The organism is Sphaerisporangium sp. NPDC049002 (assembly GCF_040649355.1).
Lineage (GTDB): Bacteria > Actinomycetota > Actinomycetes > Streptosporangiales > Streptosporangiaceae > Sphaerisporangium.
Map to the genome: position 1 here is coordinate 50,023 of NZ_JBEZFH010000009.1, position 22,963 is coordinate 72,985.

22 protein-coding genes are annotated in these 22,963 nt (G+C 70.3%); 11 read left to right on the forward strand and 11 right to left on the reverse strand.

Annotation, left to right across the window (positions count from 1 at the left end; genetic code table 11):
* Positions 1–4: 4 nt before the first annotated feature.
* The 6 genes from AB0B89_RS03885 to AB0B89_RS03910 are packed head-to-tail and all read right to left on the reverse strand — an operon-like array spanning position 5 to position 6,749.
* Positions 5–940, reverse strand: coding sequence for a glycosyltransferase family 2 protein (locus AB0B89_RS03885; RefSeq protein ID WP_358547678.1), 936 nt, complete (start codon positions 938–940; stop codon positions 5–7).
* Positions 937–2,385: an MFS transporter gene (locus tag AB0B89_RS03890; RefSeq protein WP_358547681.1), complete on the reverse strand. Its 1,449-nt coding sequence runs from the start codon at positions 2,383–2,385 to the stop codon at positions 937–939. The genes AB0B89_RS03885 and AB0B89_RS03890 overlap by 4 nt, the downstream gene beginning before the upstream one ends.
* Positions 2,385–3,257 carry a dTDP-4-dehydrorhamnose reductase gene (gene rfbD / locus AB0B89_RS03895; RefSeq protein WP_358547684.1) on the reverse strand — a complete coding sequence of 291 codons (873 nt, stop codon included), beginning with the start codon at positions 3,255–3,257 and terminating at the stop codon, positions 2,385–2,387. Before rfbD ends, AB0B89_RS03890 begins: the two co-directional genes overlap by 1 nt.
* Positions 3,254–4,222, reverse strand: a complete 969-nt coding sequence (gene rfbB, locus AB0B89_RS03900) for a dTDP-glucose 4,6-dehydratase (RefSeq protein WP_358547686.1) — start codon at positions 4,220–4,222, stop codon at positions 3,254–3,256. The genes rfbD and rfbB overlap by 4 nt, the downstream gene beginning before the upstream one ends.
* A complete protein-coding gene (locus AB0B89_RS03905) occupies positions 4,219–5,286 on the reverse strand; it encodes a glucose-1-phosphate thymidylyltransferase (protein WP_358547689.1) in 1,068 nt (355 codons plus the stop codon). The genes rfbB and AB0B89_RS03905 overlap by 4 nt, the downstream gene beginning before the upstream one ends.
* Positions 5,286–6,749 (reverse strand): sugar transferase, encoded by a 1,464-nt coding sequence (locus AB0B89_RS03910; protein WP_358547692.1) that lies wholly within the window; start codon positions 6,747–6,749, stop codon positions 5,286–5,288. Before AB0B89_RS03910 ends, AB0B89_RS03905 begins: the two co-directional genes overlap by 1 nt.
* A gap of 250 nt (positions 6,750–6,999) precedes the next feature.
* On the opposite strand from AB0B89_RS03910, the gene AB0B89_RS03915 reads away from it, so the two are divergent.
* Positions 7,000–7,836 (forward strand): crotonase/enoyl-CoA hydratase family protein, encoded by an 837-nt coding sequence (locus tag AB0B89_RS03915; RefSeq protein WP_358547695.1) that lies wholly within the window; start codon positions 7,000–7,002, stop codon positions 7,834–7,836.
* Here the strand turns inward: AB0B89_RS03915 and AB0B89_RS03920 are convergent.
* The 3 genes from AB0B89_RS03920 to AB0B89_RS03930 are packed head-to-tail and all read right to left on the reverse strand — an operon-like array spanning position 7,773 to position 9,791.
* Positions 7,773–8,123, reverse strand: coding sequence for a hypothetical protein (locus tag AB0B89_RS03920; protein ID WP_358547697.1), 351 nt, complete (start codon positions 8,121–8,123; stop codon positions 7,773–7,775). The two genes, AB0B89_RS03915 and AB0B89_RS03920, sit on opposite strands and share 64 nt — an antisense overlap.
* 46 nt (positions 8,124–8,169) lie before the next feature.
* Positions 8,170–8,787, reverse strand: a complete 618-nt coding sequence (locus tag AB0B89_RS03925; protein WP_358547700.1) for a GntR family transcriptional regulator — start codon at positions 8,785–8,787, stop codon at positions 8,170–8,172.
* Positions 8,784–9,791: an EamA family transporter gene (locus AB0B89_RS03930; protein ID WP_358547702.1), complete on the reverse strand. Its 1,008-nt coding sequence runs from the start codon at positions 9,789–9,791 to the stop codon at positions 8,784–8,786. Before AB0B89_RS03930 ends, AB0B89_RS03925 begins: the two co-directional genes overlap by 4 nt.
* Before the next feature lie 166 nt (positions 9,792–9,957).
* On the opposite strand from AB0B89_RS03930, the gene AB0B89_RS03935 reads away from it, so the two are divergent.
* Positions 9,958–12,306: a nitrate- and nitrite sensing domain-containing protein gene (locus AB0B89_RS03935; RefSeq protein WP_358547705.1), complete on the forward strand. Its 2,349-nt coding sequence runs from the start codon at positions 9,958–9,960 to the stop codon at positions 12,304–12,306.
* Positions 12,303–12,674, forward strand: coding sequence for a DUF742 domain-containing protein (locus AB0B89_RS03940; protein ID WP_358547708.1), 372 nt, complete (start codon positions 12,303–12,305; stop codon positions 12,672–12,674). The genes AB0B89_RS03935 and AB0B89_RS03940 overlap by 4 nt, the downstream gene beginning before the upstream one ends.
* Before the next feature lie 68 nt (positions 12,675–12,742).
* Here the strand turns inward: AB0B89_RS03940 and AB0B89_RS03945 are convergent, their stop codons facing one another.
* Positions 12,743–13,609 carry a chitosanase gene (locus tag AB0B89_RS03945; protein WP_358547710.1) on the reverse strand — a complete coding sequence of 289 codons (867 nt, stop codon included), beginning with the start codon at positions 13,607–13,609 and terminating at the stop codon, positions 12,743–12,745.
* Positions 13,610–14,001: 392 nt separating this feature from the next.
* Here AB0B89_RS03945 and AB0B89_RS03950 point away from each other — a divergent pair, with 392 nt between their 5' ends.
* Positions 14,002–14,214, forward strand: coding sequence for a DUF5999 family protein (locus AB0B89_RS03950; RefSeq protein ID WP_358547713.1), 213 nt, complete (start codon positions 14,002–14,004; stop codon positions 14,212–14,214).
* On the forward strand, positions 14,211–14,690 hold the full coding sequence (locus AB0B89_RS03955; RefSeq protein ID WP_358547716.1) for an ATP-binding protein: 480 nt from the start codon (positions 14,211–14,213) through the stop codon (positions 14,688–14,690). Before AB0B89_RS03950 ends, AB0B89_RS03955 begins: the two co-directional genes overlap by 4 nt.
* Before the next feature lie 309 nt (positions 14,691–14,999).
* On the opposite strand, the gene AB0B89_RS03960 is transcribed toward AB0B89_RS03955, so the two are convergent.
* A complete protein-coding gene (locus AB0B89_RS03960; RefSeq protein ID WP_358547719.1) occupies positions 15,000–17,423 on the reverse strand; it encodes a LuxR C-terminal-related transcriptional regulator in 2,424 nt (807 codons plus the stop codon).
* Between the two features lie 239 nt (positions 17,424–17,662).
* Here AB0B89_RS03960 and AB0B89_RS03965 point away from each other — a divergent pair, with 239 nt between their 5' ends.
* The 6 genes from AB0B89_RS03965 (at position 17,663) to AB0B89_RS03990 (ending at position 22,919) form a co-directional block, all read left to right on the forward strand.
* Entirely contained in the window at positions 17,663–18,586 is a 924-nt protein-coding gene (locus tag AB0B89_RS03965) for an SDR family oxidoreductase (protein ID WP_358547721.1), read from the forward strand.
* 121 nt (positions 18,587–18,707) lie between these two features.
* Positions 18,708–19,406, forward strand: a complete 699-nt coding sequence (locus AB0B89_RS03970; protein WP_358547723.1) for a class I SAM-dependent methyltransferase — start codon at positions 18,708–18,710, stop codon at positions 19,404–19,406.
* 47 nt (positions 19,407–19,453) lie between these two features.
* A complete protein-coding gene (locus AB0B89_RS03975; RefSeq protein ID WP_358547726.1) occupies positions 19,454–19,843 on the forward strand; it encodes a metalloregulator ArsR/SmtB family transcription factor in 390 nt (129 codons plus the stop codon).
* Positions 19,843–20,229 carry a VOC family protein gene (locus tag AB0B89_RS03980; protein WP_358547757.1) on the forward strand — a complete coding sequence of 129 codons (387 nt, stop codon included), beginning with the start codon at positions 19,843–19,845 and terminating at the stop codon, positions 20,227–20,229. Before AB0B89_RS03975 ends, AB0B89_RS03980 begins: the two co-directional genes overlap by 1 nt.
* Positions 20,230–20,276: 47 nt before the next feature.
* Positions 20,277–20,924 carry an SRPBCC family protein gene (locus AB0B89_RS03985; protein WP_358547728.1) on the forward strand — a complete coding sequence of 216 codons (648 nt, stop codon included), beginning with the start codon at positions 20,277–20,279 and terminating at the stop codon, positions 20,922–20,924.
* 612 nt (positions 20,925–21,536) lie between these two features.
* Positions 21,537–22,919: a diaminobutyrate--2-oxoglutarate transaminase family protein gene (locus AB0B89_RS03990; RefSeq protein ID WP_358547730.1), complete on the forward strand. Its 1,383-nt coding sequence runs from the start codon at positions 21,537–21,539 to the stop codon at positions 22,917–22,919.
* Positions 22,920–22,963: the final 44 nt, after the last annotated feature.

Here is a 22,963-nt window from a genome sequence, read left to right on the forward strand (position 1 = left end):
GTTTTCAGGCATCCCAGCCACCGCGCCACCTGCCGCGGGCGGCCCACAGCTCGGCCCAGTCGCCGCGCTCGGCCGTGGGACGGCCCTGCCGATCGGTGTCCGGAGGTGCCACGCGACGACTGAGCGCCGCCCTGAGCCAGACGCCGAACAGCAGCATGGCGGCGCCCAGTCCGCGCAGGCCGCGCGGGAAGTGGCGCCGGATCACCGTGATCTTTCCGGTGAACAGCAGCACCAGCTTGTTCAGGCTGGAGGAGGACATGCCTCCGGGATGCACGAACACGGCGCGGTCTGTCACCATCGGCCGGTAACCGGCGGCCCCGGCCCGCAGGCACAGGTCGGCGTCCTCCCCGTACATGAAGATCGCGGTGTCGAACCCGCCCACCTCGTCCCAGACGTCGCGGGCGACGAGCATCATCGCCCCGGTGACGATGGGCACCCGTCGCTCACCGGTCCAGGTCGTCGGGGACTCGGGGTCGAACAGCGCGCGGCCCGGGAAGACCGTGGACAGGCCCGAGGCGAAGCAGAACACCGACCACGGCGTGGGCCTCCCCCACCAGGAACGGGGGTCGTTCTCGCCCGTCTCGGTGACGCAGCGCCCGCCGACGATCCCCGCCCGGGGATGGCGCTCCGCGCACTCCAGCAACCGCGTGAACGCCTCGGGCCAGACCTCCGCGTCGGGGTTCACGAAGACGAGGTACCGGCCCGCCGCCACCTCCGCTCCGGCCACGCATCCCTCGGCGAACCCGCCGTTCACACCACGGGCGACGACCCTGGCCCACGGCGCGGCGGCCCTCGCCACCTCCACCGTGTCGTCCGGGGAGTTGTTGTCGACGACGATCACCTCGGCGTCCGTGGCCTTGGCCGCGCTCTCCACCGCCGCGAGACAGCGGGCGATGTACCCGGCGCTGCGGTAGGTGACGATGATCACAGACAGCTTCACGCGCGTGCCCTTCTCAGCAGAGGAACGGCGACGGCGAGCGCGACGCCGAGGCCCGCCGCCATCGCGACCACGGCGGCCTGCGGCCCGCGCGCCGTCCACAGCACGCCGAAGACCCACGAGGCGGCCATCGCGCCGAGCGCCTGGCCGGTCTGCACGACCGCGAGCCCCGTGGCCCGCCGCTCCTCCGGCAGCAGGGGCCCCGCGAGCGCGCTGACCACTCCGTCGGTGGAAGCGTACGACAGGCCGCGCAGCACCAGCGCCGCGACGAGGACCGCAGGACCGGGCGGGAGCAGGAGCAGCGCGTAACAGGCGAGCAGGGCGACGTATCCGCCGATCACGACCGTGGAACGCCCCACCCGGTCGGCCAGCCGCCCGAACGGCACGGCGGCGACGAGGTAGGCGGCCGAGACGCCGACGGGGAACAGGGGAAGCCAGCTCGCCTCGATGTCGAGCCTGCTCTGCAACATGAAGTACAGGAAGGAGTCGCTGATGGTCGCGAGCGACAGCGGCAGCATCGCGAAGAGCACGCGGCGGAACGGCCTCTCCCTGAGCAGTTCCAGCGCCCCCCGCAGCGACACCTTCGGCCGCTCACGCCCACCGGCCCGTGAAGGCCCACCCCCGGCGGCCCGTGAAGGCCCACTCCCGTCGGCCCGTGAAGCCCCGCCCCCGTCGCCCCGTGAAGCGCCCCCGTCGGACCCTGAATCCTCACCCGCCGCGGGCGGTGTACGTCCGCCCGCCGGGCCGCCAGGCTCGTGGACGAAAAGGACCATGATGAGCACGCCCACCATGGCCACGCAGCAGCTCACCACGAACACCGGGTCGTAGTCGTTGGCGCTGCCGACGGCCGCCACCACGCCGAAGGCGGCGAGCGGGCCCATGAGCGCGCCGGCGGTGTCCATGGCGCGGTGCAGCCCGAAGGCGCGGCCCTGCGCCTCCGGCGGGGCGCTCAGCGAGATCATCGCGTCCCGGGGAGCGGTGCGCAGCCCCTTGCCCGCCCGGTCGAGGCCGATCACCAGGCCGATCAGCGGCACGGAACGGCCCACGAGCACGTAACCGAGCTTGCAGACGGCCGACAGGCCGTACCCGACGCCCGCCACCAGCTTGCGGCGGCGGAAGCGGTCGGCGACGTGCCCGCCCACGAGCCGGAGCACGGCCGTCGCCCCGGTGTAGACGCCGTCCAGGAAGCCGAACTGCATCGGGCTGAGCCCGAGCTGGTAGATCAGGTAGAGCGGCAGGATCGCCGTCACCATCTCCGAGGAGACGTCGGTGAACAGGCTGACCGCCCCGAGCGCGACGACGTTGCCCGTGAGGACGCGTCCCACCCCGCCCGAGCCCCGGCCGTGGGGCCCCTCGCCTCCGCTCGGCGGGGATCCGCCGTCCTCGCCCGATGCGCCCGGCGACGGCCGCTTCTGGGAGTCGGCCCGGCGCGTCTCCGACAGGTACATCAGGCCGGGCCTCCGACCATGGAGGGCCATGCCTCGTGGAGCGCGTCGCGCCAGTGGCGGATCGGGGGCATGCCCGCGAGGGCCCATCGGTCGTGGCCGAGCACGCTGTAGGCGGGTCTGGCCGCCGGGCGGGCGAAGTCCGCGCTGCCGACGGGCCTCACCCGGCCGGGATCGGCGCCGAGGAGCCTGAAGATCTCGCGGGCCAGGCCGTACCACGTCACCTGGCCGGAACTGGTGCCGTGATAGACGCCGGGAGGCGCGTCGGCACGCGCCAGCCGTAAGAGCTGAGCGGCGAGGTCGGTGGTCCACGTCGGCTGGCCGAGCTGGTCGTCCACCACGCCGACGGTCTCGCGACCGCCCTCCAAGGCGATCATCGTCTGGACGAAGTTCTTCCCTGACGCGCCGTAGAGCCAGGCGGACCGCACGACGTACCCGGCTTCGGGGAGCAGCCCGAGTACGGCCCGCTCGCCGGCGAGCTTGCCGCGCCCGTAGGCGTTGACCGGCCGCGTCGGGGCGTCCTCGGCGTACGGCGCGCTCGCCGTCCCGTCGAAGACGTAGTCGGTGGAGATGTGGAACAGGCGGGCGCCCACCTCGGCGCAGGCGGTGGCAAGGGCGCGCACGCCGCCGCCGTTGACCGCGAGGGCGTCGGCCTCGTGCTCCTCGGCGTCGTCCACGGCCGTCCAGGCGGCGCAGTTGACCACGACGTCCGGCTTCTCCTGCCTGACGACCTCGCGCACACCGTCGGGATAGCGCAGGTCGAGGCGGTCACGGCCGTACGGCAGGACGTCCGGCGAGGCGGGGTCGTTCGCCAGCTCGGCCACCAGTGCGCTTCCGAGCATGCCGGCGGCGCCGGTGACCAGCAGCCGGTTCACTGATCACCCTTGAGGTGCTTCCACCAGGTGGGGTTGTCGACGTACCACCGGACGGTGGCGGCGATGCCCTCGTCGAAGCCCGTGCCCGGGGCGTACCCCATGCTCCGCAGCTTGGAATCGTCCAGGGAGTAGCGCCGGTCGTGCCCCTTGCGGTCGGGCACGGGCTCGACCGCGCTCCAGTCGGCGTCGAGCTCGTCGAGGATGCGCTGGGTGAGCTCCAGGTTGGTCAGCTCGGCCGTGCCGGCGATGTGGTAGACCTCGCCCGGCTCGCCCCGCTCCGCCACGAGCTGGATGCCCCGGCAGTGGTCGTCGACGTGGACCCAGTCGCGCACGTTGCCGCCATCACCATAAAGCGGGACTTTCAGGCCTTCGAGAATGTTAGTCACGAAGAGCGGGACGACCTTCTCGGGGAACTGGTACGGCCCGTAGTTGTTGCCGCAGCGGGTGATCGACACCGGCAGGCCGTGGGTGACGGCGTAGGCCCGGGCGATCAGATCGCTGCCCGCCTTGGCGGCGGCGTACGGCGAGCGGGGCTGGAGGGGGGCGTCCTCGGCCCACGAGCCCTCGTCGATGGTCCCGTAGACCTCGTCGGTGGACACGTGGACCACCTTCGGCACGCCCGCCTCCAGACAGGCCTGCAGCACCGTCTGCGCGCCGAGCACATTGGTGCGCACGAAGGCGGCGGGACCGTCGATCGACCGGTCGACGTGCGACTCGGCGGCGAAGTTGACGACCACGTCGTGGCCTGGAACGACCTTGGAGAGCAGCGCGGCGTCGCAGATGTCACCGTGCACGAGGTCGTAGCGCCCCTCGACGGGCTCCAGGTTGGCGAGATTTCCGGCGTACGTGAGCAGGTCCAGCACCGTGACGCTCGCTCCTGCGAACGCCGGATAGCCTCCCGAGAGCAGCGTGCGGACATAGTGCGACCCGATGAAACCGGCGCCGCCGGTTACGAGAATCCTCATGAGCTGATCTGCACCTTGCTGTGATCGCCGAGCACCAGCCGGTGGGCTCTGGGTGTGTTGGGAGCGGGCGTGACCTCGACGTCATGCCCGATCAGGGACGCCTCGATCCGGCGAACCCCGTGAATGGACGCACGCCGCAGCAGAATCGAGTACTCGATCTCGCTGTCCACTACGTGACAGTCCTCCGCCACGGAGGTGAAGGGCCCGATGTAGGAGTCCCTCACCACGGCGCCTGCGCCGATGACGACCGGCCCGACGATGCGCGAGCGGGCGACCTCGGCCCCCGCCTCGACGACGACCCTGCCGATGATCTCGCTGGCGTCGTCCACCGTGCCGTCGAGCCTCTGGTCCAGTTCCTCCAGGAGAATCCTGTTCACCTCCAGCATGTCGGTGACGTTGCCGGTGTCCTTCCAGTAGCCGGAGATGAGGGTGGAGTCCACCCGGTGCCCGGCGTCGAGAAGCCACTGGATCGCGTCGGTGATCTCCAGCTCGCCGCGCCAGGAGGGCTTGAGCGCGGAGACCCCCTCGTGAACCGCGGGAGTGAAGAGGTAGACCCCGACCAGCGCGAGGTCGCTCTTGGGCGAATGGGGTTTCTCTTCCAGCCCGACCACCCGCCCGGCGGCGTCCAGCTCCGCCACCCCAAACTGCCGGGGGTCGGCGACGCGGGTGAGCATGATCTGGGCCGAGGGACGCTCCTCGTGGAACCGCCTCACCAGCGGCTCGATGCCGCCGACGATGAAGTTGTCGCCGAGGTACATGACGAAGTCATCCTCGCCAAGGTAGTCGCGGGCGATCAGCACCGCGTGGGCCAGCCCGAGCGGCGCCTCCTGCCGCAGGTAGGTCACCTCCAGGCCGAACGCCGACCCGTCGCCGACGGCGCCCTCGATCTCCGCGTGGGTGTCGCCGACCACCATGCCGACCTCGCTGATGCCCGCCGCCGCGATGGCCTCCAGGCCGTAGAACAGCACGGGCTTGTTGGCCACCGGCACCAGTTGCTTGGCGGAGGTGTGGGTGATGGGCCGGAGCCGTGTGCCGGACCCGCCGGCGAGCACGAGCGCCTTCACTAGTAAGCCCCTCCGCCACGGGTGACGGCGGACCAGGTCTTCCACAGGATCTGCAGGTCGAGGATGAGGGACCAGTTCTCGACGTAGCGCAGGTCGAGCCGTACCGACTCCTCCCACGACAGGTCGGACCGGCCGCTCACCTGCCACAGACCTGTCATGCCCGGCTTGACCACGAGCCGCCGGCGCACGTCGGTGCCGTACTGCGCGACCTCGTCGGGAAGCGGCGGGCGCGGCCCGACCAGCGACATCTCACCGCGTAGGACGTTGAGCAGCTGCGGCAGCTCGTCAAGGGAGTAACGCCGCAAAAAACCGCCCACACGGGTGATCCGTGGATCGTTCCTCATCTTGAAGAGCACGCCGTCGAACTCGTTGTCCTCGACGAGGTCGAGTTTCAGCTTCTCGGCGTTCCGCACCATCGTGCGGAACTTGAAGACCCTGAACTCGCGCCCGTCGCGGCCCACCCGGGTCTGCTTGAACAGCGCGGGACCCGGGCTGGTGGTCCTGACCAGCACCGCGATCACCAGCATGGGGATCGCGAGCACGGTCAGCACGGCCGTCGCCACGAGCCGGTCGAACAAGCTCTTGACGACCTGGCGCGTCCCGTCGAACTCGGGGTGCTCGACGTGGAGCAGCGGCATCCCCGCGACCGGGCGGATGCTCGTACGGGGGCCGGCGACGTCCATGAGCGCGGGGGCGACGAACAGCTCGGTGCCCTTGCTCTCGATGCTCCACGCGAGGCGGCGCAGCGCGGCGCCGTCCAGCTCGGGGCAGGCCAGCACGGCCACCGCGTCCGCCGAGACCTTGTCGGCCACGGCCGCGACGTCGCCGAAGTCGCCGTAGACCGGGATGCCGTCGACGTCGAGCCCGTTGCCCGGGAACTGCCCGGGCGGCAGGCACGCCGCCACGACCCGCATGCCGTGGTACGGCTGGCGCCGGAACTGCATCACCAGGTCGAGCACGGCGGTCCTGTGACCGACGGCCAGCACGCGGCGCAGATACTCGCCCTCGGCGCGGCGCCGGTGCAGGCGCTTTCGCATGCGGTGGCGGAACACCAGGGTGAGGATCGTCGCGAGCGGCAGCATCGCCATGACGTAGCTGCGCGCGATCATGGTCTGGGTGGCATAGGCGCCGATCGCCACGGCGGCCGTCAGCCCCACCCCGCCGTCGAAGACCGCGCGGAACTCCTCGCTTCCCTCTCCGTGGCTCCTCTCACGGTAGACCCCGGCCAGTGCCATGGCGCCGGGCCAGGCGAGTCCGAGGCCGAACCCGAACAGCAACTCCGACCAGGGGATGAAGGCGCCCACCCAGAGCCTGAACCCCATTACCGCCTCGCACGCGATCATGGCGCATGCCATGTCGCCCGCGAGAAGAGCCCGCATATAGGAGCGCGTCCAAATGCTGGACGCCGTCAGCGGGCCCGTTTCGAGAAGCGCGGCACCGCGCTCCTCCAACCCCACCCTCATGCCTACCTACCCCTACCACTGACCTGCTCCTGCCAGACCGTGCAGATAACAGACGGCCGTTGCGTCTCTTTGGTTGACACACAACCCGGAAACATCACGAGCGCGGGTACCCGTTCAAATACTAAAGATCGTTATTAACGAGCGAAATAGCCGGGCAATGGCCACAATAGGCCTCGTACCAGGGAACGCCAGTCCTTGACGGAACGGTCCAAAACCGTGTAGGCAGCGACCGTCCAGCTACATTCAGCACATGTCTGGCATCCATGTAGAGCGATCCGGCCTGGTCACGACCGTCGTCCTGTCCCGTCCCGAGGTGCGCAACGCGGTGGACGGGCCGACGGCGAAAGCCCTCGCGGACGCGTTCCGGGATTTCGAGGCCTCCGACGCCGCCGTGGCCGTGTTGTGGGGCGACGGCGGCACATTCTGTTCCGGCGCGGACCTGCACGCGATCGGCACCGAGCGCGGCAACCGCGTGGAGGAGGAAGGGGACGGGCCGATGGGCCCCACCCGCATGCGCCTCTCCAAACCCGTGATCGCCGCCGTCGAGGGGTACGCGGTGGCGGGCGGGCTGGAGCTGGCGATCTGGTGTGACCTCCGGGTGGCCGCGCGGGACGCGACCTTCGGGGTGTTCTGCCGCCGCTGGGGCGTGCCCCTCGTCGACGGCGGCACCGTACGGCTGCCGCGCCTCATCGGAGCGGGACGGGCCATGGACCTGATCCTCACCGGCCGGGCCGTGGGCGCCGAGGAGGCGCGGCAGATGGGCCTGGTGGACAGGGTCGTGCCGCCAGGGGAGGCGCGGGAGCGTGCCGAGGAGCTCGCCCGCTCGCTTTCCGAGCTTCCCCAGGATTGCCTGCGGCAGGACCGCCTGTCGGCTCTGGAGCAGGAGGGGCTCACCGAGGAGGAGGCCCTGCGCAACGAACTGCGGCACGGCATGATCTCGCTGCGCGGCCAGATGACCGAGGGGGTCGGCCGCTTCCGCGCGGGAGCCGGCCGCCACGGAAGCCAGGAAGGACCGACGGCGGCTCAGTCGTATTCGAGGTCCGGCAGCGGCGACGGCGGGTCGGGGCTGCGCCACACGACCACATAGCTGAGGGTGGCGGCCGTGAACGCCTCGCTCAGCCGGTCGAGGTCGAATTCGGGCAGGTAGCGCAGCCTCGCCAGGAAGGTCGCGTCGGTCGCGGAGCGCGGCACCACACAACCCTGTCCGTCGCGGTCGAGCAGGACGATCAGGATGTCGGATTGCGTGACACCGCCGACGCGAACCTCGACGACGTCCTCCCACGCGAGGGCCTCGACACTGCCGTCGGCGTAGTGGCGGGTTACGCCCTCTTCGGTTACGTAGACATACGAATCCGGCACTGAGTTGCCGTGCATGGGCGCGATTGTGACGACTTACGAGCACTTCCTGCAAGGGAAGTCGCTAATCAGCACCCCAGGTGTGATCCAAATGGGCCGCCACGGCCCGCCGCGCCGCGTCGGACGGGCCTCGCGCGATGGCGTCGAGAAGGTCGCGGTGCTCGGCGACCAGCGTTTCCCTGTCGGGGTACACGGCGCGCAGCCGTACGAGGCCGAGCCGCGTCTCCGCCGCCAGCACCGCGTAGAGGCGTTCGAGCCGGGGGCTCCCCACGGCGAGGATCAGTTCCTCGTGAAGCGCCATGTGCTCGGCGACGACGTCCGCCCACGGCGCGTCCGCCGGAAGCGCCGCCATGCGGGTCAGCGCCCCGTCGGCCGAAGCCACCCGGCGGCCCGCCAGCCTTTCGGCCATGAGGTCCTCAAGCGGGCGCCGGACGTACATGAGGTCGTCCAGGTCGCGGGTGGTCACCTCGGGCACGTACGCGCTGCGGTTGCGCTCGCGCCGCAGGAGCCCCTCGTGGACCAGCACGGCCAGGGCTTCGCGGACGGTCGGGCGCGCCACGCCGTACAGGGACGTCAGCTCCTGTTCGGGCAGGGCCGTGCCGGGGGCGATCTCCCCCGAGAGCACGCGCCGTCGCAGGGCTCCCGCGAGCGCGTCGACCGTCGAGACGGGGTGCAGTTTCACGCCGACGATTGTGCCTTCTCATCGCCGGAGGGCGCATCGGACGGGGTACCGCGGGCGGACGGCGGCCCGGTCCGCTCGGGGAGGGCGACCAGCACCAGGCCGGCGCCGAGCAGGGCGAGCCCCGCCCAGGACACCGCGGTGAGCCGCTCGTGCAGGACGACCAGGCCGAGCAGGGCCGCCGCGGCGGGCTCCGCCAAGGCCAGGGTGGCCGCCTTCGCCACCGGGGTCGTCCGCAGTCCCCTGCCATAGAGGAAATAGGAGAGCGCCGTCGTGGCGAGGCCCAGATAGAGGGCGGTGAGCAGCCCTCGCGGCTCGCCCAGCCACGCCGTGCCCCTCCAGAGCAGGATCGGCAGCATGACCGCCGCCGCGCCGCCGAACATCACGCCCATCACCGCGCCGGACGGCGCGCCGCCGCCGATCGCCCGCGCGGCGGTCACCGCGTAGAAGCCGTAGAGCAGCCCGCCCGCCAGCGCGAGCAGCACGCCGACGGGATCGACGCCGACCGCCTCTCCTCCCGACACCAGCGCCGCGCAGCCCGCGACCGCGGCGGCGGTCGCGAGGGTCCAGCGGCGGCCCGGCCGCCCGCGGTCGTACAGCCACGACAGCAGGCCGGTGAAGGCCGGTCCGCTCCCGATGGCCACCACGGTCCCGACCGCGACCCCGGTGCGCCCGACGGCGGCGAAGTAGCAGAGCTGGTACGCGGCCACGGCCCCCGCCCCCGCGACCAGCGGCAGCGGACGCCCCCTGGCGAGGAGGCCCCACGCGGCCGGGCCCGCCGCCACGGCGAGGACGAGGCCCCCGATGACCAGCCGGGCCGCCGCGAGCGCCACTGGATCGGCCGCCCCCCTCAGCGCGAGCGTCCCCGCCGTGCCGGCGGTTCCCCACAGGACGGCGGCGGCGACCACGGCGGCGGGACCCCCGGCCGTACGCACGGCGGGACCTCCGGCGGACGTACGGGCGGCCGGACCCCCGGACGTGAGAGAGGTCCCTGATTCACCTGTCATGGCCATATTGTCTGACAACTAGACAAAATTTGGCAAGGAATCTGCCGTTTCCCCTTGGAATGGGGCCGTTTTGTTGTTAGAGAGCCCTGGTTCCCCGTGATCCTCATTGGTACTGTTTCGCCACCAATAACCCGCGTGTAACGATGCGGCTCCCCTGCGAGGTCACATGGGCGGGCGTAAGAGGTCCATCAAGTTCAAGATCCTGAGCCTGGTGCTGGTACCGCTGGTATCCCTCGTGGGGATCTGGGCTTTCGCCGCGACGATCACCATCCAGAACGGTCTCGACCTCCTCACGGTCAGCACCGTCTTCGACAACACGATCGTTCCCGCACGTGCGCTGATGACGGAGGTCGAGCAGGAGCGTTACCTCTCCCTGCTGGCTCTGGGATCGCGCGCCTCCGACCGCGGCGAGCTTGACGCCCAGCGGGCCAGGACCGACCAGGCACGTGCCACGCTCGAAAGGCTGGCGCTCGCCGATGACGTCCGGAAGGTCACCAGCGCCCCGCTCCTGCAGCGCGTCACCGAGCTGGTCACGGTCGCCCGGCGGCTCCCGGAGATCCGGGCACGGGTCGACTCAGGGAGCTTCACCCGGCTGCTGACCCTGGACGCCTACCGGCTGATCACCGACTCCATCGGCCGCGTCTACGACAAACTGGCGCTCGCCTCCGACGCCCAGGGGGAGCCCACGCGGGCCATCGTCCTCATCGGACGCAGCCGCGAGCTCATGAGCGAGCAGTCGGCGCTGCTCGCGGGCGCGGTCGCGTCCGGCTCGATCAGCGGCGAGGAGCGCACCGCCTTCACCGCCATGGTGATCAAGCGCCGCCTCCTGTACGACATGGGCTTCCAGCGACTCGACGAGGAGCTGCGCCAGCCGTACCTCACGCTGCAGAACTCCCCCCTCTTCGCCAAGTACGCCTCGATCGAGGACCAGGTCACGCAGGACGTACGGCCCGGCAGGTCCCTGCCCGGCGCGGCGGTGACCTGGGGGTCGACCCTCCAGAACCTCAACCTGACCTTCGACAGGCAGGCGGGCGTCGCGTCCAAGAAGATCGCCGACCGGGCCCTGCCCCTCGTCGCGACCATCCTGTGGCAGATCGCCCTCGCCGCCGGGCTCGGGCTCGTCGCGGTCGCCGTGTCGCTGTACATCTCGGTCCGCTTCGGCCGGCTCATCACCGCCGAGCTGGTCACGCTGCAGTACGCCGCGCTGGATCTCGCGAACCAGAAGCTGCCCTCGATCGTGCGAAGGCTCCGGCAGGGCGAGGACGTCGACGTGGCCTCCGAGACCCCTCCGATCCCCACCGGGACCACCCAGGAGATCGCGATCGTCAGCCAGGCGTTCACCTCCGTGCGGACCACCGCTATCGAGGCCGCCGTCGGGCAGGCCGAGATCCGCAAGGGCGTCAGCAAGGTGTTCCTCAACCTGGCGCGCCGCAACCAGTCACTGCTCCACCGGCAGCTGTCGATGCTCGACGGCATGGAGCAGAGGGTGACCGACCCCGAGTTGCTCGACGAGCTCTTCGGCCTCGACCACCTCACCACGCGCATGCGGCGGCACGCCGAGGGTCTGATCATCCTCTCCGGGGCCGTCCCCGGGCGCGGGTGGCGCACGCCGGTGCCGCTGTACGATGTCGTCCGCGCGGCGGTGGAGGAGGTCGAGGACTACCTGCGCGTCCACGTCGCCGTACCGGAGAAAATGGCGCTGTGCGGCTCCTCGGCCACCGACGTCATCCACCTGCTCGCCGAGCTGGTGGAGAACGCGACGATGTTCTCGCCCCCGCACACCCACGTCGAGATCCGTGGCGAGCTGGTGGCCAGGGGCTTCGTGATCGAGATCGAGGACCGGGGGCTCGGCATGAGCCCCGAGGAGATGGAGCAGATCAACCAGAGACTGGCCGATCCGCCGGAGTTCGACCTCGCCGACAGCGACCGGCTGGGCCTGTTCGTCGTCGGCCGCCTGGCCGCCCGTCGCGACATCCGCGTCTCGCTGCGCCCGTCCCCGTACGGCGGCACGACGGCGATCGTGCTCGTTCCCGAGGGCCTGGTGAGCCCGGCCGAGCCGGGGCCTGACGAGTACTCCGTGGAGCGGATCAGCGCCGTGGAGGCGGGTTTCGCGAACGGGCACGCCAACGGCAACGGGCTCGGGCTCCTCACCGGCGCCGTGACCAACGGAAACGGCCACACGAACGGCAACGGTCACGGGTACCTGAACGGGAACGGCGGCGGGACGGGGAACGCCGGGACCGGACCCGGGAACGCGAACGGCAACGGGCGTGACGGAGTCCGTGGGGCCGGGCTGCCGCACCGGGTGCGCCAGGCGAACCTCGCTCCCCAGCTCCGCGACGCGGCCCCGCCTGGTGGCGGTGCCGCCGAGCGCACGCCCAGGCATATGGCGGGCCCGATGAGCGACCCGATGGAAGATCCCCTGGACGCTCCGCTCCAGCCCTCTTCCGACATGTTCTCCTCGTTCCGGGCAGGCTGGGAGCGCGCGCATGAAGGGGAGGGGGACACGCCATGACCGACGGTGGTGAACGCTGGCTCGACCAGGAGGCAGGGCCTCTCATCCGCCCCTACACCGTCACACGCGGCCGCACCCGGCCCTCGGGTCCCGCGTTCGACATGGTCGCGATCGTCAGGGCCGTCGCCGGCGCCAGGCCCGCCGCGGGACTCGGCCCCGAGCACCTGCGCGTCCTGCGCATGTGCGGGAAGCCGATGTCGGTGGTCGACCTGGCGTCCGAGAGCGGCCTGTCGCTCGGCGTCGTCCGTGTCCTGCTGGGCGACCTGCGCGACCAGAGGCTCGTGACCGTACGGCCTCCGGCGACCATCTCCCAGCTGCCGGAGGAACGCCTCCTGCGGGAGGTGATCCAGGGCCTCCAGGCCTTGTAACCGGCGCCCGGCGTGACGGGGCCCCCTCTGAGACCATCCAGAGGGGGCCCTGCGGCGTAGCGGGCGTATCAGCTCTTGATCGTGTAGCTGTCGCCGTACACCTTCCAGGTCAGGGGCGGGTTCAGGTCGAGGTTGCCGGCCTTGAGGAAGACCCGCTGCTCGGTGTCCACCCTGCTGGTGTCGCTGTGCGCCTCTTCGGTCTTCATCGCCGCCTTGCGCGCGTCGAGGAAGGCGTTGAGGTACGTCGTCTCGTTGCCACCCTGGGCGGGGGTCTTGGCCTTCTTCATGGCCGTCTTGCGGATGCCGCCGAAGCTGACGCTGTCGTCGCCGGGGCCGTGCATGACGATGGCGTCGTAGTAGATGAACTGGCCGAGGGCGCGCAGCCCGTCCGCCTTGGCCTGCTGGACCGCCGGGTTGAAGTAGACCCTGTCACGCTCGGAGTTCTGCGCCTGCTGGAAGACCGTGTCCTTGGCGGCGGTCGCCCAGTCCTTGGTGAAGTTCGGGTCGAGCCCGCTGTGCGAGTCGCTGCCGTTGACCTTGCGCAGCGCCGGAAGGTACTTGGCGAGGACATTGCCCGGCTTGTTCTTGGCGTACAGCTCGACGAGGTCAAGCATGTCGCCGGTCCCCGAGCAGAAGCCGATGATCCCGGCCGTGTACCCGCGGCCGTCGTCGATGTCCTCGATGTACTTGTACTGGGCCTTCCAGTCGAGCGAGGAGTTCTCCGCGCTCGACACCAGCTGCATGGCGATGTCCTTCTTGTGCGGATCAGTGAGGTCGACCGACGCGGCCACCATGGACACGCGGGCCGAGAGCGCCGAGTCCGACGCGTGGGCGGCGCCCGCTCCGCTCACGAGAGCCGGGACCAGTGCCACGGCTAGCGCGGGGACGAGAAGGACGGCTCGTCGGGGGGACTGCCTGACCGGGGGGATCTGCACCTGTCTCTCCGTTCCCGCCACTCCGGACGGGGCCGCGCACGACGAAACCGCCCAGGACACAGGCAGTGCGGGGCTCACATGACCAGGAGTTTCCGGCGGTCTGGCCGAAGGCGGGGGCACCTTCGGGGATCGTTAGGAAAGTTTTCTAACGAATAGAAGCATCGCCCCGGAGCCATGTCAACGCCCACCGCGAAGCACCGCCTCCACCTGCCCGGATCGGACCAGGTCACTCGGACGCCCACCCAAGGTAAAGACTGGGTACCCATTCGTGATGAATGGGTAGTGATAGGGGTAGTTGTCCCGTTACTAGGTATGGGCCCGTCGGGAGATGCTCGACGTGTTGGTAAAGAGAACGAGCTGACGAGAAGATCAATCGGATTCAGGTGCAAGCCATGTGTCAACACCAGCCTCAGTGCCCGCCCGCGACCGCCGTCGACCACGAAGCGGCCTGTCTTGTGGCGTCTCACCCCGAGCAGGGGTGGGGGTTGCTGTGCAACGGCGTGGTGGTCTTCGACGACACGGGCGAGCTCCTGCCTGACGGACGAAGCATCCCCCCGGTCCATCGTTTCGCTTATGGTGCCGAGGCCTACGGAAGGGCGGCATGAAGATGATCACGCAGGTCGCCTCACCGCCCCGGACGAGCGCTTACGCGCCGGCGGCCCTCCGCATCGGGCCCGCCCGGCACCGGGCGACGCGGGCGTCATGGGTGCTCCTCCCCGACCCGGCCACCGTTCCGAAGACCCGGGGACGGGTGCGCCGCCAGCTGGCCGAATGGGGCGTCGGCGAGGAGGGTGACATCTTCGAACTGCTCGTCAGCGAGGTCGTCACCAACGCGATGCGCCATTCCTGGGGAGCGGTCATGACCGTCTCCATGAACCACGGCACCCTGCGCTGCGAGGTCCAGGACACCAATCCCGCCCTCCCCCAGGTGTGCCACGCCCACGAGGGTGACGAGGGCGGCCGGGGGATGTTCCTCATGGAGGCGCTTTCCAAGTCCTGGGGCAGCTACCGCGTGCCCGCGGGCAAGATCGTCTGGTTCGAGACGGCCTGCCCGGCCGGGGACGGCGGCGACGATGAGTGACGCCGCCGGTCAGGACGGCCGGCCTCGGCCCGGATGGGCCGGACCGGCCTTTGCCGGACCCCGGCGGCGACCCCAGGCCACGCGTCGCGTCCTCGTCGGCAGGCCTCGGAGACGTGCCATCTGCGAAACCCAGGATCTGCGGACCCCGTCAGGCCGCGCCCTGCCCTACTGAACGCCGTACTGGATACGGAAACGAGGCCTGTTCTCCCGGTACCCGGATCCCGGACCGGCGGCCAAGGTCTCCCCCCTGCCGGGCCTCCGGGCCCGCTCCCCCTCCCCCGGTGACGCCGGGGTCGGCCCGATTGCCCGCTATCGGTCGACCCCGGCGTTCCGCTGCCTCCGGCCGGGAGCCGGCCCGTCGTCCTTCTCTTTTCCCGGGTCCCCCGGGCCGTCGTCCCCACCGTCCCCGCCCCGGCTCTGCTCGGCGGCCCAGACCGCGACCTGCGCGCGGGAGTGGAAGCCGAGCTTGCTCAGGATGTGCTCGATGTGCCCCTCCGCCGTGCGCTGGGCGATGATCAGCGTCGCGGCGATCTCCTTGTTGCTCAGCCCCCGGGCGACGAGCCGGGCGATCTCCGTCTCCCTGCGGGTGAGCGGCGAGGGACGAGCGCCGCCGTCGGCGCAGGGGGCGGCGGGCGTGCTGTCCTCCAGGGCGTAGGCGAGCGCCTCGTCGAGGGAGAGCCTGGCGCCCCGCTGCATCGCGGCCTTGTACGCGGGCTCTCCGAGGGCCTGGTGGACGCGGCGTCCGCATTCGTCGTGGTAGCTGGTCAGATGCCCGAACCCGGCCATCGGCACGCCGACCGTCTGCCAGACGCCCCGCAGGACCCCGAACAGCCGGGCCGCCCTGTCGAAGTCGCCCACTCCGGCGGCGATCCAGGCCAGGACCTCCAGGTTGATCCCCATGCCCTGCCAGTCGTGGAGCGAACTGTCGAACCGCAGGCTCTCCTTCGCCAGGCACGCGGCACGGTCCGCGTCGCCCTCACGCCATCTCTCGATCGCGAGCGCCATCATCGCGTAGGCCCGGTGCCAGAGATCCCCTCGTGCCTCGCACGTACGGAGCGCCTCCTCGCCGGCGGCGACGGCCCGTTCGAAGTCGCCTTCGTAGGAGTAGGCGAGGGAGAGCCGGGTCAGGGCGATCACGTCTCCCACCTCGTCCCCGGCGGCCCGGCAGGCGGCCAGCGCCTCCTCGAACAGCTTGATCGCCGGCTCGATGTCTCCCTGGTACATGGCGGCCATGCCCGAGTAGAGCGCGACATAGGCGAGGACCGAGTCGAGCCTCAGCCGCTCCCCCAGCGTCTGGCTCTCCTCCAGCATCTCCAGGGCCGGGGGGATGTCCCCCTCCAGGATCGCCAGCCAGCCGGCGCCGCACAGTGCCCGTGCCCGCACGTCGCTGGGCCGGGTGACCAGGGACAGCCCCTGCCCGAAAAGGCGGCGGCCCTCGTTGACGTGGTGGCTGGTCTTCCAGTGGTACAGCAGGTCGGTGACCGCCCGCAGACCCTCCTCGGCCTCCCCCTGCTCGAAGCCGGAGCGCAGGGCGACCCGCAGGTTGGCGTGTTCCAGCCGCAACCGTACGAGCCACTCCACCTGCGATCTTGTGAAGAGCTGATCGCGGGCCTTGGCCGCCAGTTCGCGGTAGTAGACGCGGTGGCGCCGCCACAGCGCCTCCTCCTCGCCCGACTCGGCCAGCCGGTCCTTGCCGTACTGGCGGATGGTCTCCAGCAGCCGGTAACGGACCCCCGACGGATGCTCCTCGCGGACCAGCACGGACTTCTCCACCAGCCCGATCACCAGGTCGATGACGTCCTCACGGGCGATGCCGTCGCCGGAGCACACCTCCTCGGCGGCCTCAAGGTCGAGCCCGCCGCAGAAGACCGAGGTGCGGGCCCACATCAGGCGCTCGGCCTCTGTACACAGCTCGTAGCTCCAGTCGACCAGCGCCCGCAGCGTCTGGTGGCGGCGCGCCCCCGTTCGCGATCCCGCCGTGAGCAGCCGGAACCGGTCGTCCAGCCAGTCGAGCAACTGCTGGACCGAGAGCGCGCGCAGCCGTACGGCCGCGAGCTCGATGGCCAGCGGGATGCCGTCCAGCCGCCGGCAGATCCGCTCCACGGCGTCCCTGTTGGCCTCGCTGACCGAGAAGTCCGGCAGGACCGCCTCGGCCCGCTCCGCGAACAGCCGTACGGCGTCGACCTTGGCCAGCGCGTCCGTCGACAGCCTGGCCGTGGCCGAGTCGGGGACCGGCAGCGGCAGGACGGCCAGCGTCTGCTCGCCACTGATCCTCAGCGGCTGCCTGCTGGTGGCGATGATCCGCAGCTCGGGCGAGGAGGCGAGGAGCTCCTCCGCGAGGATCGCGCAGTCGTGCAGCAGGTGCTCGCAGTTGTCCAGGATGACGAGCGCCTTCTTGTCGCCCAGGTACTCGCTGACCGACTCCACGGGGGACAGTGCGGGCTTCTCCTCGATTCCGAGGACTTCCGTCAGGGCGTGGGCGATCAGTTCCGGATCGGTCAGGGGGGCCAGCTCGACGAGGCACACGCCGTCGGGGAACGCCCGCTGCACGTCGGCGGCCACCCGGGTGGCCAGCCGGGTCTTCCCGACTCCGCCGACCCCCGTGAGGGTCACCAGCCGGGACCTGGACAACAGCGACTTGACGTCCGCCACTTCCTGCCGACGTCCGACGAAGCTTGTCACCTCGGCGGGCAGCCTGCGCACCCGCCGCCGCTTCGAGATGCTAGATGCCATCCCGCTCACCAGTGCCTCACAGCGACACCGGGTACCGGATCAGCGTGCACGGCACACGAGTCGACATAAGTCAGGTTATGCCCCGGCCGTTTTGGAACCCACGTCCTCCGCGCACCGATCGTCCCTGCTGACCGCAAAGCTTTGATGTGAAGATGACCGCCTCGCCGCCCGATCACGGGCGCCCGAACCGCCGAAAAGGCGGCCACAGACTGTCGGACCTCCCTGGCAGCATCTCGTCCATGACATCCACACGGGAACCACTCACGGGAAAGGTCGCGCTGGTCGCCGGGGCCACGCGCGGCGCCGGCCGGGGGATCGCGAGGGAGCTGGGCGCGGCGGGCGCCACGGTGTACGTCACCGGACGCACCACGCGGGAGCGGCGCTCGGAGATGAACCGGCCGGAGACGATCGAGGAGACCGCCGAGCTGATCACCTCCGCCGGGGGGACGGCGATCGCGATCCAGGTCGACCACCTGGAACAGGACCAGGTCAAGGCGCTGGCCGAGCGCATCGACCGGGAACAGGGCCGGCTCGACGTGCTGGTGAACAACATCTGGGGCTCGGAGTCGCTCTTCGAATGGCACTCCAAACTCTGGGAGCACGACCTCGACGCGGGCCTGCGCCTGCTGCGGCTCGCGATCGACACCCACCTCATCACCGGCCACTACCTGCTGCCGCTGCTGATCAGGCGGCCGGGCGGGCTGCTGGTCGAGGTCACCGACGGCGTCGCCGAGTACAACGAGAGGCACTACCGGCTGTCGGCCTTCTACGATCTCGCCAAGACCTCGGTGATCCGGCTGGCGTTCGGCCAGGGCGAGGAACTGCGGCCGTACGGCTGCACCGCCGTCGCGCTCACCCCGGGGTGGCTGCGCTCGGAGCTGATGCTGGAGCACTTCGGAGTCACCGAGGAGAACTGGCGCGACGGGGCCGAGCGCGACCCCCACTTCGCGATCTCCGAGACGCCCGCCTACGTCGGACGGGCGGTCGCCGCCCTCGCCGGCGACCCCGACGTCGCCCGGTGGAACGGGCGTTCGCTGTCCAGCGGGCAGCTCGCTCAGATCCACGGCTTCACCGACGTGGACGGGAGCCGTCCCGACGCCTGGCGGTACCTCGCCGAGGTGGTCGACGAAGGCAAGCCCGCCGACGTCACCGGCTACCGCTGACCCCCGGGAGGAGACCGGCCACCACTGACCCCTGGTCTCCTCCCGCACGGGGCGGTGTCGACGCGCGGGGCGAACCGAAAAGCAAGTGCGACCTTCCCGGCAAGCGTGTGACGATCGGGCGATGTCGAAGGAATGGGCTCTTGACGAGCATGCGCATGCGGGACCCGAGCATCTCGACCCCGGCTTCGTCGCCGGGTTCGACCGCAAGCAGGGCCGGCCCGACCCCGCCGGGGATCTCGCCGTGCTGGGCGAGCACGGCGTGGGCGAGGCGGCGACCGTCGTGGACCTCGGCGCCGGGACGGGCCGGTTCAGCCTGGCCGCCGCGCGGCGGTTCCGGCGCGTCGTGGCGGTGGACATCTCCCCGGCGATGGGGAACCACCTGCGCGACCGCGCCGCCGAGGCCGGGCTCTCGAACGTCGAGGTCGTACGGGCGGGTTTCCTGTCCTACGACCACTCAGGCCCGCCGGCGGACGCGGTCTACACGCGCCACGCGCTCCACCAGCTCCCGGACTTCTGGAAGGCGGTCGCGCTCGACCGCGTCGCCCGGATGCTGCGACCGGGCGGCGTCCTGCGCCTGCACGACCTGATCTTCGACTTCCAGCCCGCCGAGGCGGACGAGATCCTCGACCGCTGGCTCGACGGCGCGGCCGACGATCCGGAGCGTGGCTACACGCGCGGGGACTACGCCGAGCATCTCCGCACCGAACACAGCACCTTCCGCTGGCTGCTCGAACCCATGCTGGAGGCGGCAGGCTTCGAGATCGTCGACACCGCCTACCACCAGTCGATCTATGGCGCCTACACGTGTGTCAGACGCTGATCTTTAAGAGTTGACTTATATAAGCGGTAGCTGCCAAGCTGTGCCCCGTGCACGCGTTCGACGTCCTCGGGGACCCGGTCCGTCGCCGGATCCTCGAATTGCTCGCCGACGGTGAGCGGTCGGCCGGCGAGGTCGGGGAGGTCGTCCAGGAGGAGTTCGGCATCTCCCAGCCCGGGGTGTCGCAGCACCTGCGGGTGCTGCGCGAGAACGGGTTCGCGACGGTCAGGGCCGAGGGCACCAAACGCCTGTACGCCGTGGACCCCGCGCCCCTTCGGGAGATCGACGTGTGGCTGGAGCGTTACCGCCGGTTCTGGAGCCAGGGGCTGGACGCCCTCGGCACCGAGCTCGCGCGGGGGCGGCGCGACCGTCGCGCGAGGGACCGGGCGAGCGCGTCGCCGCACAACCCCCTCGACCAGGAAGACCAGGAAATACCATGATCAAGATCGCAGTGACCAGCGTTTTCGTCGACGACCAGGCCAAGGCCCTCGCGTTCTACACCGACATCCTCGGCTTCGCGAAGAAGCAGGACGTCCCGGTCGGAGAGGACCGCTGGCTCACCGTGGCCTCCCCCGCCGGGCCCGAGGGCGTCGAGCTGCTCCTTGAGCCGAACGGCAACCCGATCGCCACGACCTACCAGCAGGCGCTCTTCGAGTCCGGGATCCCCGCCGCCTTGTTCGCCACCGACGACGTCCACGCCGAGTTCGAGCGCATGAAGGCGCTCGGCGTGGTCTTCACCATGGAGCCGACGGAGATGGGCACGGTGACCCAGGCGGTGTTCGACGACACCTGCGGCAACCTCATCGGCCTCGCCCAGTTCGGCTGACGGCCGCCCGCCCGGCGCTCCACCACCACGAAAGGGCACCACGGCACATGACCGACGTGTTCGGCAAGGACGACCCGATCTCGGGCACCGAGCGCGAGCTCGGCAGCCGGCACCGCGACGGGGGTGAGACGCGGACCATCCTGATGCGCCGGCGCTACGACGCCGAGGTCGAGGACGTCTGGGACGCCTGCACCGACCCCGACCGGCTGAGCCGCTTCTTCATGAGGCCCTCGGGCGACCTCCGGGAGGGCGGCACGTTCAGCTTCGAGGGCAACGCCGGAGGCAGGATCCTGCGCTGCGAACCGCCCCGGCGGCTCACGGTCACCTGGGTGTCCGGCGAGGTGGGCGACCTGCCGGAGGACCAGGTCGAGCTGCGGCTGTCGCCCAGCGGCGACGGCACCGAGCTGGAGCTCGAACACTCCTCGTTCGGCAAGATCACGGACCTCGTGCTCAACGACCCCGAGAAGGGCCTCTGGGGCCTCGGAGCCGGCTGGGAGCTGGGCCTGATCGGCCTCGGCACGTTCCTTCGCGGCGAGTTCCCGGACGCCGCGCCCACCGAGATCGGCGACCTGCCGGAGATCACCGACCTCGCCGACCAGATCAGCCGGGCCTGGGCGGGAGTGCTCGACGAGGCCGGGCTCACGTCCGGTCCTGGCAGGGGTACCGGCACCGCGTCCGATGACGGCGCGGCCTGACCGGCCGTCGTCCCGAAGCCCCTGCGCATCGCCTCCTCCACTGCATAACCTCTCACGGCCTTCAATGGAAAGCCTTATATCGGCCAGCGAATGGCAATCATCCGGCACCTTTCCCGCTCGCACGAGTGACGGGAATCTCGGGGCCGATCGGCCCCCTCATTAACCCGCCGAGCATGTCCATTATTTAGCGAAAAATCCAGATTTATCACCCTGCGACGGCGCGAGCCATGAGCCGGATCATCGACGGCAATTTCCATGATCAGACACCATCCTCACCGCAGAAGGCCTGATCAACCACCCCGAGGCCGATCGGCGAAGAACGATCACGTCCAGACAAAACACTTTTTGGATTTCCTCCTGAAACGGGAAGTCCGCGAAGCTTCGATGGACATGAGTGGCCTTGTGGCGTTTGTACGGGTACCGCTCGTGGAACCGTATCCGTAGACCGAGGCCATGATTCGCGGAGGATCGCGATGGCCATGTTCTCTGCCAGTCCGACCGGCATCAGCGATATACGTGTGGCGAGTCTGTGATGGGTGAGTTAGGAGATTCGAGACGCAGGCACCCCTTGAAAGGATCCAGCACGTCGGCCGCCTTGAGAGGAGAGCCCCGATGAGTCTGGCCGATCGCAGCGCTAAATCCGACATGTTGCTCCATCCCTATGTTCTGAGTGATCTCCCAGGCCCGCGCTCCGCGGAACTGCTCGCCCGGCAGGCCCAGCGGGAGTCGAACGCGCGAACCTACCCGCGCCGCCTTCCCCTGGCCATCGCGGACGCCTCCGGCAGCTTCCTGCGCGACCTCGACGGCAACACCTTCATCGACTTCCTCACCGGCGCGGGGGTCCTGTCGCTCGGGCACAACCACCCCGAGCTGGTACAAGCCGTGACCGGCCAGCTCACCCGCCTCACCCATGGCCTCGACTTCCCGACCCCGGCCAAGGACGCGTTCACCGAGGCACAGCTGTCCATGCTGCCCCCGGGACTGCGCGACAACATGAAGATCCATTTCTGCGGGCCCACGGGAGGCGACGCCGTCGACGCCGCGATCAAGCTCTGCAAGACCGCCACCGGCCGGGGTGACGTCATCGCCTTCCAGGGCGGATTCCACGGCAGCGGCCACGCGGCGATGGCCCTCAGCGGGCTCGTACGGCAGAAGCAGCCTGTGCGCAACGGCGTCCCGGGCATCCACTTCTTCCCCTACTCCTACTGCACCCGCTGCCCGCTTGGCCTGGTACCCGAGACGTGCGGCACCAACTGCGCCGGGCACCTCGAACGGTCGCTGCACGACAAGAACGGCGGCGTCCCGCTGCCGGCCGCAGTGATCATGGAGATGGTGCAGGGCGAAGGCGGGGTGATACCGGCCACCAAGGAGTTCGTCCAGCGGGTGCGCGACCTGACCCGCGAGCTGGACATCCCTCTCATCGTGGACGAGGTGCAGACCGGATGCGGGCGCACAGGCACCTGGTTCGCCTTCGAGCAGTACGACATCGAACCCGATGTCATCGTCGCGTCCAAGGCCCTGAGCGGCATCGGCATCCCGGTCGCGATCATCATGTACGACCGGCGGCTGGACGTCTGGGCGCCCGGCGCGCACATCGGAACCTTCCGGGGCAACCAGCTCGCGTTCGCCGCCGGGGCCGAGGCGGTGCGCATCATGCGGCGCGACGACGTGCTGGCCAACGTCCGGGAGCGCGGCGAGCAGATCGCCGACCGGCTCGCCATGCTGCCGAAGAACCCGTGGGTGCGCGAGGTGCGCGGCCTCGGCCTGATGTGGGGCGTCGAACTCGCCGAACCGCTCGACGGAAGCCCGGCCACCGAGCTGGCGCACGAGGTTCAGGCCGCCGCGCTGCGCCGGGGACTGATCATCGAGATCGGCGGGCGTGACGACTGCGTCCTGCGGATCCTCCCTCCGCTGAACGTGACCGCCGACGTCGTCGACACCGCGTGTTCCATCCTCGTCGACGCCATCGACGAGCGCTGCCTGGTGGCGGCCTGAGCCGGTCCGGCACCAGGGCATCTGTGGTGGTTGATGGAGGCAGC